General features: G+C 65.1%; 12 protein-coding genes. All 12 read right to left on the bottom strand.

What is annotated here, in order from left to right; all coding sequences use genetic code 11:
* Positions 1–42: 42 nt before the first annotated feature.
* The 12 genes from ahbD to dxr all read right to left on the bottom strand — a co-directional run bounded on the left by ahbD (position 43) and on the right by dxr (position 13339).
* Positions 43–1221 carry a heme b synthase gene (gene ahbD, locus ACYQ3G_RS04600; RefSeq protein WP_459822878.1) on the bottom strand — a complete coding sequence of 393 codons (1179 nt, stop codon included), beginning with the start codon at positions 1219–1221 and terminating at the stop codon, positions 43–45.
* Entirely contained in the window at positions 1221–2198 is a 978-nt protein-coding gene (gene hemB / locus ACYQ3G_RS04595; protein ID WP_028576811.1) for a porphobilinogen synthase, read from the bottom strand. The genes ahbD and hemB overlap by 1 nt, the downstream gene beginning before the upstream one ends.
* A 10-nt stretch (positions 2199–2208) precedes the next feature.
* Positions 2209–3402, bottom strand: coding sequence for a 12,18-didecarboxysiroheme deacetylase (ahbC, locus tag ACYQ3G_RS04590; protein WP_028576812.1), 1194 nt, complete (start codon positions 3400–3402; stop codon positions 2209–2211).
* Positions 3403–3534: 132 nt separating this feature from the next.
* A complete protein-coding gene (locus ACYQ3G_RS04585; RefSeq protein ID WP_156902463.1) occupies positions 3535–3705 on the bottom strand; it encodes a hypothetical protein in 171 nt (56 codons plus the stop codon).
* The gene (locus ACYQ3G_RS04580) at positions 3705–4685 is read right to left on the bottom strand and encodes a zinc-ribbon domain-containing protein (protein WP_459822873.1); all 981 of its coding nucleotides are present in this window, start codon (positions 4683–4685) and stop codon (positions 3705–3707) included. The genes ACYQ3G_RS04585 and ACYQ3G_RS04580 overlap by 1 nt, the downstream gene beginning before the upstream one ends.
* Positions 4686–4736: 51 nt before the next feature.
* Positions 4737–6620: an asparagine synthase (glutamine-hydrolyzing) gene (gene asnB, locus ACYQ3G_RS04575; protein ID WP_459822870.1), complete on the bottom strand. Its 1884-nt coding sequence runs from the start codon at positions 6618–6620 to the stop codon at positions 4737–4739.
* A gap of 78 nt (positions 6621–6698) precedes the next feature.
* Positions 6699–7109 carry a flagellar export chaperone FliS gene (gene fliS, locus ACYQ3G_RS04570; RefSeq protein WP_459822867.1) on the bottom strand — a complete coding sequence of 137 codons (411 nt, stop codon included), beginning with the start codon at positions 7107–7109 and terminating at the stop codon, positions 6699–6701.
* A gap of 10 nt (positions 7110–7119) precedes the next feature.
* On the bottom strand, positions 7120–9180 hold the full coding sequence (fliD, locus tag ACYQ3G_RS04565; RefSeq protein ID WP_459822865.1) for a flagellar filament capping protein FliD: 2061 nt from the start codon (positions 9178–9180) through the stop codon (positions 7120–7122).
* 132 nt (positions 9181–9312) lie between these two features.
* A complete protein-coding gene (locus tag ACYQ3G_RS04560) occupies positions 9313–10209 on the bottom strand; it encodes a flagellin N-terminal helical domain-containing protein (RefSeq protein WP_459822862.1) in 897 nt (298 codons plus the stop codon).
* A 145-nt stretch (positions 10210–10354) separates the two neighbouring features.
* Positions 10355–11098, bottom strand: a complete 744-nt coding sequence (gene tsaB, locus ACYQ3G_RS04555; protein WP_459822859.1) for a tRNA (adenosine(37)-N6)-threonylcarbamoyltransferase complex dimerization subunit type 1 TsaB — start codon at positions 11096–11098, stop codon at positions 10355–10357.
* Positions 11073–12140, bottom strand: a complete 1068-nt coding sequence (rseP, locus tag ACYQ3G_RS04550; RefSeq protein WP_459822855.1) for an RIP metalloprotease RseP — start codon at positions 12138–12140, stop codon at positions 11073–11075. Before rseP ends, tsaB begins: the two co-directional genes overlap by 26 nt.
* Positions 12134–13339: a 1-deoxy-D-xylulose-5-phosphate reductoisomerase gene (gene dxr / locus ACYQ3G_RS04545; RefSeq protein WP_459822852.1), complete on the bottom strand. Its 1206-nt coding sequence runs from the start codon at positions 13337–13339 to the stop codon at positions 12134–12136. Before dxr ends, rseP begins: the two co-directional genes overlap by 7 nt.
* Positions 13340–13344 lie beyond the last annotated feature (5 nt).

Here is a 13344-nt window from a genome sequence, read left to right as displayed (position 1 = left end):
GGGCGAGCCCCTGGCGGGGCGCGGGGCGGCGCCCCGCATCTCTTACGACTTTATCCGCTCCAAAAGCTTGGGCACATACGTACACAGTGGCTCTTCACCCATGTAGTTGTTGTCCATGGAGTGGGCGCGGGCACGGCATCCGCCGCAGACCTTGTGGTATTCGCACACGCCGCACTTGCCTTCGTACTGCTTCTGGTCGCGGAACTGCAGGAACTGTTTGGAGGACCGCCAGATTTCCGGGAAGGGCGTGGTGCGGATGTTGCCGCAGTCGAGCTCCAGGTAGCCGCAGGGCTGGACCTGGCCGACGTGGGAGATGAAGCAGAAGCCCGTGCCGCCCAGGCACCCGCGGGTCATGGCGTCGAGGCCGAAGTTCTCGGGCGTGACGGCGATGCCCTCCTCCTTGGCCCGCTGGCGCATGATGCGATAGTAGTGCGGGGCGCAGGTGGCCTTCAGATGCATCTTCGTGGTCTTGCGGAAATCGTAGAACCAGTTGAGCACGTCCTCGTACTCCTGGCCGGTGATGACCTCGGCCCCGAGCTGGGCGGCCCGGCCCGTGGGCACGAGCAGGAAGATGTGCCAGGCCGCGGCGCCGATGCGCTCGCACAGGTCGAAGATCTGCTTGAAGCTGCCGAGGTTGGCGCGCGTCACGGTGGTGTTGATCTGGAACTCGATGCCGGCGTCCTTCAGGTACTCTATGCCGCGCATGGAGGCGTCGAAGGCGCCGACTACACCGCGGAAGTCGTCGTGGCTCTCTGCGTCGGGTCCGTCGATGGAGATGGAGCAGCGCTGCACGCCAGCCTCACGCATATTCACCGCCGTCTCCGGGGTGATGAGGGTGCCGTTGGGTGACATGACGCAGCGCAGGCCCTTGTCCGTGGCGTAACGGATGAGCTCGTACACGTCGGCGCGCATCATGGGGTCGCCGCCGGTGAAGATGATGATGGGGTTGCCGACCTGGGGGAAGGTGTCGATCAGGGCCTTGGCCTCGGCCGTGTCCAGCTCGCCCTCGTAGGGTTCCAGGTGCGCCTCGGCCCGGCAGTGCTTGCAGGCCAGGTTGCAGGAGCGGGTCACTTCCCAGGCGATGAGCTTGCAGGCCGGGGTGCCGTCGGGAAGGGTCGTGACCATGCCGCCGGGTTTCGCGCCCGGATGGCCGCCCGGATGGCCGGCCGGCGGACCGTCGAGGTTCGGCCGGCCCGCGCCGTGGTGGGGATGAGTGTGCATTACAGGTGTCCCGCCTTGAGCAGGTCTTGGGTGAAGTAGGAGAGGATCAGGTCCGCGCCCGCGCGCTTGAAGGCGATGAGGCTTTCCAGCGCCACGGCTGTCTCGTCGATCCAGCCGAGCTGGGCCGCGGCCTTGATCTGGCTGTACTCGCCGCTGACCTGATAGGCGGCCACGGGCAGGTCGAAGTTGTCGCGCACGAGGCGGATGACGTCGAGGTACGGCAGGCCCGGCTTAACCATCAGGATGTCGGCGCCTTCCTCAACATCGGCGGCCGCTTCGCGCAGCCCTTCGCGCCAGTTGGCCGGGTCCATCTGGTAGGTCTTGCGGTCCCCGAACTTCGGCGCGCTTTCGGCCGCGTCGCGGAAGGGGCCGTAGAAGGCCGAGGAGTACTTGACCGCGTAGGACATGATGGGCGTGTTCAGGAAGCCCGCTTCGTCCAGGGCCTGGCGGATGGCGGCCACGCGGCCGTCCATCATGTCCGAGGGCGCGACGATGTCCGCGCCGGCCTTGGCCTGGGCCACGGCCGTGCGGGCCAGCAGCGCCAGGGTCGGGTCGTTTTTGACTTCGCCTTCGGGCGAGACCAGGCCGCAGTGGCCGTGGGAGGTGTACTCGCACAGGCAGGTGTCCGCGACCACGACCAGTTCGGGCCAGCGGTCCTTGATGCGGCGGATGGCCTGCTGCACGATGCCGTTCTCGGCGTAGGCCTGGGAGCCGGCCGGGTCCTTGTCCACGGGAATGCCGAAGAGGATGAGGCTTTTGAGGCCCGCGTCCACGGCCCCGGCCACCTCGTCCATGAGCTGGTTCAAGCCGAGCTGGAACTGTCCGGGCATGGAGGCGATGGGCTTGCGGAAATCCGCGTCGGACTCGACCACGAAGTAGGGCTGGATCAGGTCGTCGCGGGACAGGCGGCTTTCGCGCACCAGATCCCGCATGGCCTTGGAAGAGCGCAGCCTGCGGCCACGATGGAATGTGTTCACGTCCGCCCTCCTAGAGCTTCTCGCCGGTGATTTCCTCGTCCGTCAGGTAGCAGGCCGGGTCGTGGGCCCAGAAGTCGTCGAAGTAGGCCTCGGCGCGGGCGCGGAAGTTGCCGCCGCAGATGTTCAGGAAGCGGCAGGTGGCGCAGCGGCCCTTCACGTGGGGGCGCTTGTCCTTGAGCTTGTGCAGCAGTTCGATGTTCTCGTCCGTCCAGATTTCGGAGAAGGGACGCTCGAGCACGTTGCCGAAGGTGTGGTGGCGCATGAACTGGTCCGCGTGCACGGAACCGTCCCAGGAGATGCAGCCGATGCCGCGGCCCGAGGAGTTGCCCTCGTTCATTTTCAGGAGTTCGAGCACTTCGGCCGCGCGCTTGGGGTCTTCCTTGAGCATGCGGAAATAGACGTAGGGTCCGTCGGCGTGGTTATCCACGGTCAGGACTTCCTTGGGCAGGCCGCGGTCGTGCAGGTCGCGGGTGCGGTCCATGATCAGGTCGACCACGGCGCGGGTCTCGGCATGGTCCAGGTCTTCCTTGATGAGCTCGGAGCCGCGGCCGGAGTAGACCAGGTGGTAGAAGCAGATGCGCGGCACTTCCAGGGATTCGATGAGGTCGAAGAGGTGCGGGATTTCCGAGGCGTTGCGCTTGTTGATGGTGAAGCGCAGGCCGACCTTGAGGCCTTCGGCCTGGCAGTTCTCGACGCCCTTCAAGGCCTGCTTGTAGGCGCCGGTCACGCCGCGGAACTTGTCGTGCACGGCCTCGGCGCCGTCCAGGGAGATGCCGACGTAGGACAGGCCGACTTCCTTCAGTTCCTTGGCCTTGGCCTTGGTGATCAGGGTGCCGTTGGTGGAGATGACGGCGCGCATGCCCTTGGACGTGGCGTACTTGGCCAGTTCGACCAGGTCTTCGCGCACCAGGGGCTCGCCGCCGGAAAAGAGCATGACAGGCGCGCCGAACTGCGCCAGGTCGTCGATCATGACCTTGGCCTGCTCCGTGGAGATGGGGTCCTTGTGGGCGCTCGGCTCCACGGCGTGGGCGTAGCAGTGCACGCACTTGAGGTTGCAGCGCTGGGTCATGTTCCAGACCACAACGGGCTTCTTGTCCTTGGCGAACTGCAGCAGGTGAGAGGGGAGTTGGGCGGAATTGCGTCCGTAGCGCAGGGCGTCGGAGGGTTCCACCGTGCCGCAGTAAAGTTTGGAGATACCGATCATGGTTGCCTCATGTGAACGCGAAGGTTCGTCTATGGGGTGCGAACCGGACGGCGCGGGGCCTGGCGGTTCGGAAAAATTCGGGAGAGCCGAAGGCTTGTCCTAATGGCTGTGGCTGTCAAGTCAAGGGCGGACCTATTGCAGGGTGCGGGTTGGGGGCTCGTCCCCCAGGAGGCGGGCCACCTTGTCCTGGTGATCCCTGGAAGCGGATTCCTTGCGGGTCGTCTGCTCGGCGGGTTTCCTGCGGGCGTTGCGGCCCAGGCCCTTGTCCACGGCCAGCCGCCAGAGACTCTTGAACGTGCGCATCAGGCCCTTCCGGTGACGAGGGTCAGGACGATGGCCACGGCCAGGGCCAGGAGCATGGGCAGCACGAGCACGGCCAGGACCTGTTTGTTGCTGGCGCCGTGCACGTGGCGCAGCCCCAGGAATTTGTAGACCGTGGCGCCGATCATGGCCAGGGGCATGCCGATGTAGGGGATGACCATGAGCAGCATGGGCGCCGCGCTGTACGCCTCGGCGCGGAAGGTCCCTTCGAAGCCCTTGGTGTCGGCCTTGAAAAGGCGCAGGAAAAAATGGTTGATGGCCGTGTCCATGAACAGGAAAACCGAGACTTCGAGGGGGTAGAGGATGAGGGCCAGGGCTGCCTGCGCGGTGTGCCCGAGCCCTTCGGTCAGCAGGCTCGGTGGCATGATGCCCAGGAGCTGCCAGATGGACTGGGACAAGGCCACGGCCTGGATGACGACGAGAAAAAAGAGCAGTGGCTTCATGATCCCGTGGCCCACGGGCATGGCCGAGAAAAAGCCCTTGGGGTTGGCGAGCACCTGCATGAAGGTTTTGGCGAAGGCCAGTGGGTAGCCCGACGTCGCGCGCTCCCACAGGGGGAGGCTGGCCTGGGGCTGGTCGTCGGCGCCGGCCCCGTGGGCTTCGTCGCCGTCGTCGTCGTTCAGGGCCTCGAGCTCCTTCCAGAGATCGTCCTCGCGCGGGGCCTGGCGCTGGTGCGGCGCGGGATCTTCCGCTGCGGGACGTGCAGGAGTCTCGGCGGGCTGGACCTGCGCCGTTTGCGCGGGGCGTTCGTGGCGAGGCAGTGGGGCGTCTGCGGGTGCGGTTGGCTGAGCAGGCCCGGCAGGTTCGTGCTGCGGGACGCCTACGCCGGCCGGCTGACCGGGAAGTTCCCGGAATTTGAACCGGTGCTGGCACTTGGGGCAGGTGGCCATGACCGCCTTTGGCGGAAGCTTGGCCTCGTTGACGGTGCGTCCGAACCCGCAGCTGGGACAGGTGATGTTCATGACGAATGCGCTCTCCTCTTGCGAGAAGGCTGATACCCCCTCTTGGTCCGATTAGCAACCGCGGCGGGTTTTGGGGCAGAGAAAGAGGTCGTCGAAGAGGTGCACGAAAAAGGCCACGATGAGCACGCCGCTGTAGTCCATGGTGCTGTCGGAATCGAATTCGCGCAGCATGTGCTCGATGAATTCCGGCCTGAAGTAGCCTTTGTCCCGCACGGCAATGGGAGACAGGGATTCGCCGATCAGCCCCCTGAACATGCGTACGAACCATTTGCCCGGGGGGGCCAGGGGTTGCTTGCGGCGGCGGCAGATGGCCGGGGGCAGGAACGTGCGGAAACCTTTCTTGAGCAGGTGCTTTTCGTTCAGCCCCCGCATCTTGAAGCGGCCCGGCAGTGAGAAGACGTACTCCACCAGCCGGTGGTCCATGAAGGGGGACCTGAGCTCCACGGAGTTGGCCATGCTCATGGTGTCTGCCAGGGGCAGGGTCAGGTTGGGCAGGCGCATGCGGCTCTCCAGGTACAGGGCCTGATCCAGCAGGGACCTGGAGCCCGGAACCGTCGGCAGTTCGCCGTCCCGCTCCCCGAGTCGCGGAAGCAGCCTCTCGATGAAGCCGTCGGACAGGAGCTGCCCCTTCATCTGAAAGGCCTGGAACCTGTACGGCAGGGCGGGGTGGGCTGCGGGGAAGCCCTTCAGGGCCGTGTAGTGCATCAGGGCCTGCTGCGGCGAGGAAAGGGCCGGGAAGACCCGGCGCAGGAGGTTCGCGCGGGCCGGGGTCTCGCTGCGGCCGATGAAGTCCATCAGCTTCAGGAGCTTGAAATAGTCATACCCGCCCAGGATCTCGTCGGCGCCGTCGCCGGACAGGACGACCTTGAAGCCCATGTCGCGGATCTGACGCGACAGCAGGTACAGGGGCAGGTTCAGGAGCGTCACCAGGGGCGTCTCCAGATGCCAGACCAGGTTTTCGATTTCTTTCTCCTCGATGGAGCAGAGGAACTCGTGGTGCGTGGTCCCGAAGGCCCCGGAGACCATGCGCGCGAAGTGGCGCTCGTCGTAGCCCGCGTCCTCGAAGGTGATGGACAGGGTGTGCACCGGCGCGTTGGAGAGATGGGCGTAGAGGCCGGTCACGCTGCTGGAGTCGATGCCGCCGCTCAGGTACGAGGCCACGGGGACGTCGGACACGAGCCTGGCGCGCACTGCTTCCATCAGATGGTGGCGCAGGCCTTCGGTCGCGTCGTCCTCGCTCAGACCGGCAGGCGGCGCGTCCATGGGAATGTCCCAGTAGGCCGCGACGCGGAGCCCCTTGCCGTCGTGGACGAGAAAGCTCGCGGGCGGGACTTGGCGTATCCCTTCCAGGAAGGTGTCCGGGGCGAGGTTGAAGCCGTAGTCGAGGAGCCGGTCCATGGCCAGGGCGTTCACGGCCCGGGGGACGCCCGGATAGTGCAGGATGGCCTTGATCTCGGAGGCGAAGACAAGGGTCCCGTCCGGCAGGGCCGCATAGAAGAGCGGCTTCTTCCCCATGCGGTCCCGGGCCAGGAACAGGCGCCGGGCTCCGGGGTTCCAGATTGCGAAGGCGAACATCCCCGCCAGCCGGTCCAGGCATTTTTCGCCCCACTGCACATAGGCGGCCAACAGGACTTCCGAGTCGGAGCGGGTGCGGAAATGGTGGCCGAGGCTGGCGAGTTCGACCCGCAGGGGCTGGTAGTTGTAGATCTCGCCGTTGAAGACCAGGATCATGCCTGACGGTTCGTGGACCAGGGGTTGGTTGCCGCCCTGCAGGTCGATGATGGCCAGGCGCCTGGACGCCAGGGCGCAGCGCTCGTCCTGGTGCAGCCCCTGGTGGTCGGGGCCGCGGTGGGCGATGGCCAGGGCCATGGCGCCGAGGATGTTCGTGTCCGGAGTGATTCCGCTGGGATTGAAAAAGCCGGCTATGCCGCACATGCACGCGTTCCCGGTTGAGGTGGTGTCCCGGTGGACGGATGCAGAATGCGTGCCCTGGCGATACCGCGCATCGGCAGGTCAGCGTGCGTAGTAGGCTGCGGCCTTGGGTGGCGCGGGATGGGGCTGTGTCCTGGAAATTTCGGCAAAGGCCGAGCGGAAGGAGGACAGGATGCCGATGACCTCGTCGATGATGGCCGTGTCCATCTTCAGGTTGGCGCGCAGCAGGCGGGTGTTGCAGTACATGTAGAGGCGGTGCAGATTTTGGGCGAGATCGCCTCCCCGCTCGTTGTTCAGGGAGCCGTCGAGTTCGGCGATGATGTCCAGGGCCTGGGAGATGAGGATGCCTTTCTTGGCGAAGTTCTTGGCCTCGATCTCCTCCTTGGCCTGTTCGAGGAAGGTGATGGCCCCGTCGTAGAGCATGACCACGAGGTGTCCCGGGGTCGTGGTGGTGACGTGAGTCTGCATGTATGCGTTGGCGGCTTTGTGCACTGCGTTCTCCTTAACTGGACGAGCCCGGCAGGCTCTTGATTTGCGAGCTGAGCTGGGTCGAAATGTTGTCGTAATTGCCCAGGACCGCCTCGAGGTTGGCGAAGCGCAGCCGAAGGGTGCGCTCCAGCAGGGCCAGCCGCCGCTCCTCGTAGGCGATCTTGTCGTCGATGGAGTCCATGATGTCCTGGTAGTTGTCCTTGAGGATCTCCAGGGTGCCCGTCAGGGGGTCCGTCAGTTTTTTGATCTCCTGCGACAGCTCCTCGGCCTTGCCGGACTTGATCTGGACCTGCCCCGAGTAGGAGCCGGGCGTGAGGTTCAGAATCTCCACCGCCAGGCCGCGTGCAGTGTTGCCGTCGCCTGTGGCGACGATCTTGTTGCCGTCGATACCTGCGGCATATCCGTTGATGCTCGCGGCCGTGATATTGCCGCCGGCGTCCACCGTGTAGGAAACTGCGAAATCTCCTGCGCCGGTGATGCCCTTGACGTAGGAGTCGAACTTGAAATTGGATGATTCCACGGCCTGTCCGTTTACCATCTCCTTGGTGGACGGATAGTAGTCCGCGCTGAAGAGTCGGGCCACGGCGTCGGGGTTCGAGGTCAGGGCGGCGGAGAAGGCGCTTTGGTCCAGTTTCAGAAGACCGAAGGTGGGGGATCCTTCGCTGGTGTCCGTGGTGATGCCGATGCTGCCCAGGGAGATGAGGGGGTCCATGTCGTAGTCGAAGCCCACGCCCTTTTCGGCCAGGATGTTCTTGATCTTCTGCTGGATCATCTGCAACCCGTAGTTGCCCGTCAGCAGGGAGCCGGACACGCTGGAGCCCACCGTCGTGACCTGGGTCTGTTCCTTGATCTGTTGCAGCACCGCGTTCACGGATTCTACGAAGGTCTGGACATTCGAGGTCACGGACTCCGGATCCAGGCTGGTGGTGAGCGTCGAACTTCCGGTGCTGGTCAGGTTCATGGTCACGCCGGGGATGACGTCGGAGATGGCGTTGGTCGCTCGCTCGATGTACCCGTCCGTGGCGCCCTGGATCTGACTGAAATGGCGGGCCTGCAGGCTTTCGACGTTCGTGCCCGGGGCGTTGATGATGGAAATCTGGTTGGCGGAGCCCGGCTCCCCGGCCAGGGTGAATTCGAGGCTGCCAAAGGCGTCGGTTGCGGAGGCGGTGACGCCTGTGGCGGCCGTGATATTCGCCGCCAGGTCGGCCCATGTGTCGGAGGCCGAAATGGTTATGGAATGGATGTTGCCCGCATATGCGAATTTGAATGTCCCGCCGCTGGCGGACACTACGTCGGTGGAGGCTGCGCCCGCCACGGTTGTCTTGAGAATGTCCGCGGTCTGGGTCGGGGGGATGAGCGGGAAGCCATCCACGCGGAGCTGCGCGTTGCGCGCGTTCTGCGTTTCGATGAACTGGCTCTTTCCAAAGTTTGCCAATAAATTCGGAGAAGTCAGTACGTCGTCGACGATGAAGTCATTGCTTGCGCCCAGGTCCATGCTGCGGATCTGCAGACGGTAGCCGCTGCCGTCGTTGATGACGCTGGCGCGCACGGCGTTGCGGTTGTCCGGGTCCGAATTGATGAGATTCGCGAATTGGGACAGGGTTGTGGTGGACGTGACGTCCACGGAAACCTGCCGGGAACCGACAGTGAAGGCGAAGGTCCCGGATGCGCCTCCGCTGATGACTTGGTCAGGCGAGGAAAAAATTACCGCCCCCATGTGCATGTCGTTGGTCGCCAGGGATACGACCTCGATCTGATGGGAACTTTCTTCCGCCGCGCTGCCGGCTGTGGCTGTCAGGGCCAGCGGGTTTGAAGATGCGACCTGCTTGACAAGAAATTCGTCCGGCGTGTTCATGCCGTCCAAGGTCGTTTTCAGCGAGAGCAGTGCCGTGGACAGGGAGTCGAAGCTCTCGCTCTTGGCTTCCCACTGGGCGCGCCAACTCTCCAGCCGCTTGGTGTGCGTCTGCTCGACCTCGACCAGCTTGGTGACCATGGACTCGAAGTCGGTGCCCGAACCGAGCCCGGTGAATCGTATGGCTCCGGAAGTGAGAGTGGTGGTCAGGTCGTCAGCCATGGGGCCTCGCGTGCTTTGGGATGAGGTGCGTTCGCATCCAGGACTCAAGCAAACTCGGTGCCATCCCTTCAGGGAAAAAAGGCCGGGCCGCTTCCGCGACCCGGCCGGGAATGCGTCGTCAGCTCAGGGGCGTTATCCCTGCATGAGCTGCAGCGCCATCTGCGGCAGGGTGTTGGCCTGGGACAGCATGGCCACCGCTGACTGGGTCAGGATCTGGTTGCGCACGAAGTTGGTCATTTCCGTGGCCACGTCCACGTCGGAGATCCGGGATTCCGCTGCCTGCAGGTTCTCGGACTGGACCGTCAGGTTGGTGATGGTGTTTTCCAGGCGGTTCTGGAGGGCGCCCAGGTTGGCGCGGATGTTGTCCTTGGAGATGATGGCCTTGTTCAGTGCTTCGAGAGACTTCTGAGCTCCTTCCTGGGTCGAGATTGAATACCCGCCATCTAAGGCCGGATCTGCAGCGTTTCCAACTCCGAGAGCCGACGCAGTCGCAGTACCGATCTTGATGTAGTAGTAGTCCTCGGCGCTGTCATTGGCCGTCCCGAAGTGGACCTTGAGCTTGCCAGTGGACTGTAGGCCACCACCACTGAAGGTGTCGCTCGAAAGGTTGCCGTTCAGCAGATAGATGCCGTTGAAGTCCGTGGCGTTGGCGATTCGGGTGATTTCCGAGGCCATCTGCTGGTACTCCGAGTCGATGATCAGACGCTGGTCCGAGGTGTAGGTGCCGGTGGCGGCCTGCTCGGCCAGCTCCTTCATGCGGATCAGCTTCTCGTCGATGACCTGCAGGGCGCCGTCGGCGGTCTGGATCATGGAGATGGCGTCGTTGGCGTTTCGCACGCCCTGGTTCAGGGACGCGATGTCGGCGCGCATGAGTTCGCGGATGGCGAGGCCGGCTGCGTCGTCGGCGGCCGTGGTGATGCGCAGGCCCGAGGACAGGCGGTTCACCGAGGTGGAAAGGTTGCTGTAGGCGCCGGAAAGGTTTCGGGCCGCGGTCATGGCCATCAGGTTGTGGTTGATGATGAGTGACATAGGTAATTCCTCCTTGAAAGATTGTCGGCATCCTTGCCTTTGGATTCGCAGCCTGATGGGGCCGCTTCATTGCTCTTGATGACTGAATCGGCAGGAGGCGGATTTTCTTTAGGGGAAATTTGTCCGACAATTCATGTCAGACGGATCACTCGAAGTCCGGGATGTGACGCCGCGCTTCATCGCTGGGGATGCCGCGGGACTGGGCGATGGCGTCGAGGTTGTCCTCGGCGTCGGATTTGCGCAGGTAGAGGGGCGGGGGAGGGCTGCCGGCGTAGGATGCCGCGCATGCCGCGGCCAGCAGGGCTGTCGGCGTCGGCGTGTCCAGGGCGGGGGGAAGGACGGACGCATTGGCGAGTCCCTGCAGTTCGGGATTCGTGCGCAGGCCGCTGCCAAGCAGAAAGAGCGGGGCGGGACGGCCAGCGAGCAGGCCCAGCGCCTGGGCGACGCGCGCGGGCCGGACCGGACCGAGGGGCTGGCCGGACAAGAACCCCTGCATGTAGACCTGCCCTTTGCGGGCGTAGGTCAGCACCCAGGTTTCCCCGGTGGCGAAATCCGCGGCCTGGGCGACCAGCAACTCCAGGTAGGCCAGCCCGGCCATGGGGATGGCGAAGGCCCGGGACAGTCCGTACATGGCCGCGTGGGCGATGCGCAGGCCCGTGAAGGACCCGGGGCCGCGCACGCAGGCGATGCCGGCCAAGTCACGGGCTGTCGCGCCGCGCACGGCCAGGGCGCGCTCCATGGCCGTGGGCAGGTGGCGGATGGACTGGCCGGGGCAGAGGATCTCCTCGCTGAAGAGGAGGCTTCCGGGCGTGCCCAGAACGACCTGCAGGCGTTCCTCGGCGCAGTTCAGCGCCAGGAAGAGGCTAGCGGAAGTGGCGCAGGATGTCATTGAAGGTCGCCACGATCATGAGCATGAGCAGGAGCGTCATGCCTATCCTAAGCGCCGCCTGCTGCACCTTGGGGCTCAGGGGGCGGCCGGTGATGGTTTCCAGGAAGAAGAAGAGGATGTGCCCTCCGTCCAGGACCGGGATGGGCAGCAGGTTCAGGATGCCCAGGTTGATGCTGATCAGCGCGGTCAGGGCCAGCAGGTTGACCAGTCCGTTCTGGGCTTCCTTGTGGATCATCTCGGAGATGAGAATGACCCCGCCCATGTCGGTCCAGGGGATGACCCGCTCCACCAGTTTGACGATGCCCATGACCATGAGAGAGCTGACTTCCTTGATCTGCCGACCGCCCTGCACCGCCGCGCCCAGGAAGCTCAGTTCCCGGCTGGAGAGTTCGCCGCTCGGGGCGATGCCCATCATGGGCACGACCTTGATCTCGCCGAAGAGGTTGCGCTTCTCCTGCAGCCGCGGGGTCACGTCCAGGGACACGATTTCGCGGCCGCGGGCCACCGTGACCTGCATGGCGGCCCCCGTGTTGGCTTCGATGCGGCTGACCAGATCGTCCCAGACGGCTATGGGCTGGCCGTCGATCTCGACGATGCGGTCGCCCGGGACCAGGCCGGCTTCCGCCGCGGCGCTGGCGTTGGTCACCTGGCCGATGACCGGCAGCATTTCCTGCACGCCCTGGCTGTAGGCCAGGCCCCAGAAGATGAGCCAGGCCAGGAGAAAATTGAAGGCCGGGCCGGCCAGCACGACGAGCATGCGTTGCCAGGGCGGCCGGCGGGAGAAGGACTCCTCCTGCGTGAACCCTTCGGGGAGTTCCGCGTCGGGCGATTCGCCGACCAGTTGCACGTAGCCGCCCAGGGGGAAGGCGCAGACGCGGTAGTCCGTCTTGCCGCGGGTGACGCCGAAGAGCCGCGTCCCGAACCCCAGCGAGAAGACGCTCACGCCCATGCCAAGGCGCCGGGCCACGACGAAGTGGCCGAGCTCGTGGAAAAAGATCAGTCCGCCCAGGACAAGCACAACCGCCAGGATGCTGGTCACCATTCCCCTCTTCCCAGGGCCTCTGCGGCCCGTGTTCGTGTTTGCGCGTCGAGGGAGAGAATGTCGTCCAAATCCTGCACGCAGGTCAAGGCATGCATGGAGAGCATTTCCTCGATGAGCCGGGCGATGCCCGGAAAAGAGATGCGGCCGTCCAGGAAGGCCTGCACGGCCACTTCGTTGGCCGCGTTGAGGACAACGGGACTTCCGGCGGCCAGGGCCTCGCGGGCCAGGCGCAGGCAGGGAAAGCGTTCGGGGTCGGGCCCTTCGAAGGTCAGGGTGCCGACTTTGGCCAGGTCCAGCCGCTCCAGGCCGATGTTAAGCCGCTCGGGGTAGCCCAGGCAGTAGCCGATGGGGATCTCCATGTCCGGCACGCCTAGGTGGGCTAATTGGGAGCCGTCCGCATACTCGACCAGGGAGTGGACGATGGACTGGGGGTGGACCACCACATCCACGTCGTCGAGGTCGGCCCCGTAGAGGTGCACGGCCTCGATGATTTCGAGCCCCTTGTTCATCATGGTCGCGGAATCGATGGAGATTTTTGCGCCCATGGACCAGTTGGGGTGCTTGAGGGCCTGGGCCGGGGTGACGGTCCGAATCTTCTCGGCCGGCCAGGTGCGGAAAGGCCCGCCCGAGGCGGTCAGGATGAGTCGCACGGCCTGCCGCCCGTCGTGTCCGGCAAAGGCCTGGAACAGGGCGTTGTGCTCCGAGTCCACGGGCAGGATGACCGCGCCGGACTCGGCGCATGTCCTGCGAAAGAGCTCTCCGGCCAGGACGAGGGCCTCCTTGTTGGCCAGACACAGGACCTTGCCGGCCTTGGCCGCGGCCAGGGCCGGGACCAGACCGGCCGCGCCGACCTGGGCGGCCAGCACGAGGTCCGCTTCGGGCAAGGTGGCCAGTGCGGCGTACCCGTCGCGGCCGACGAGGATTTCCGGCGCGTAGCCGGCCGGCAGCAGCCCTCGCAGTTCCCGAGCCCGCTCTTCGGTCAGGACCGCCAGATACCGCGGGCGGAACATGCCGGCCTGGCTCGCGAGCAGTTCGACGTTCCGGGCTCCGGCCAGGGCCTCGACGCGTAGCGCGTCCGGGTTCTTGGCCACGACGCGCAGGGCGCTGGTGCCGATGGAGCCCGTGCTGCCCAGGATGGCCAGGGAGCGGGGGCCGGACCGGCCGAAAACCGGCGAGACGAGGGGGGAGATGTACTTCATGGCGT

This window comes from Desulfomicrobium salsuginis, assembly GCF_054657795.1.
Note: the sequence above shows the minus strand (reverse complement) of the source record. Positions and strands in the feature narration are given on the sequence as shown.

Bases quoted from the DNA above. Each gene is read 5' to 3' on its own strand.
- ahbD (WP_459822878.1), bottom strand. From the start codon at position 1,221: ATGCACACTCATCCCCACCACGGCGCGGGCCGGCCGAACCTCGACGGT.
- ahbC (WP_028576812.1), bottom strand. From the start codon at position 3,402: ATGATCGGTATCTCCAAACTTTACTGCGGCACGGTGGAACCCTCCGAC.
- ACYQ3G_RS04585 (WP_156902463.1), bottom strand. From the start codon at position 3,705: ATGCGCACGTTCAAGAGTCTCTGGCGGCTGGCCGTGGACAAGGGCCTG.
- ACYQ3G_RS04580 (WP_459822873.1), bottom strand. From the start codon at position 4,685: ATGAACATCACCTGTCCCAGCTGCGGGTTCGGACGCACCGTCAACGAG.
- asnB (WP_459822870.1), bottom strand. From the start codon at position 6,620: ATGTGCGGCATAGCCGGCTTTTTCAATCCCAGCGGAATCACTCCGGAC.
- fliD (WP_459822865.1), bottom strand. From the start codon at position 9,180: ATGGCTGACGACCTGACCACCACTCTCACTTCCGGAGCCATACGATTC.
- ACYQ3G_RS04560 (WP_459822862.1), bottom strand. From the start codon at position 10,209: ATGTCACTCATCATCAACCACAACCTGATGGCCATGACCGCGGCCCGA.
- tsaB (WP_459822859.1), bottom strand. From the start codon at position 11,098: ATGACATCCTGCGCCACTTCCGCTAGCCTCTTCCTGGCGCTGAACTGC.
- rseP (WP_459822855.1), bottom strand. From the start codon at position 12,140: ATGGTGACCAGCATCCTGGCGGTTGTGCTTGTCCTGGGCGGACTGATC.
- dxr (WP_459822852.1), bottom strand. From the start codon at position 13,339: ATGAAGTACATCTCCCCCCTCGTCTCGCCGGTTTTCGGCCGGTCCGGC.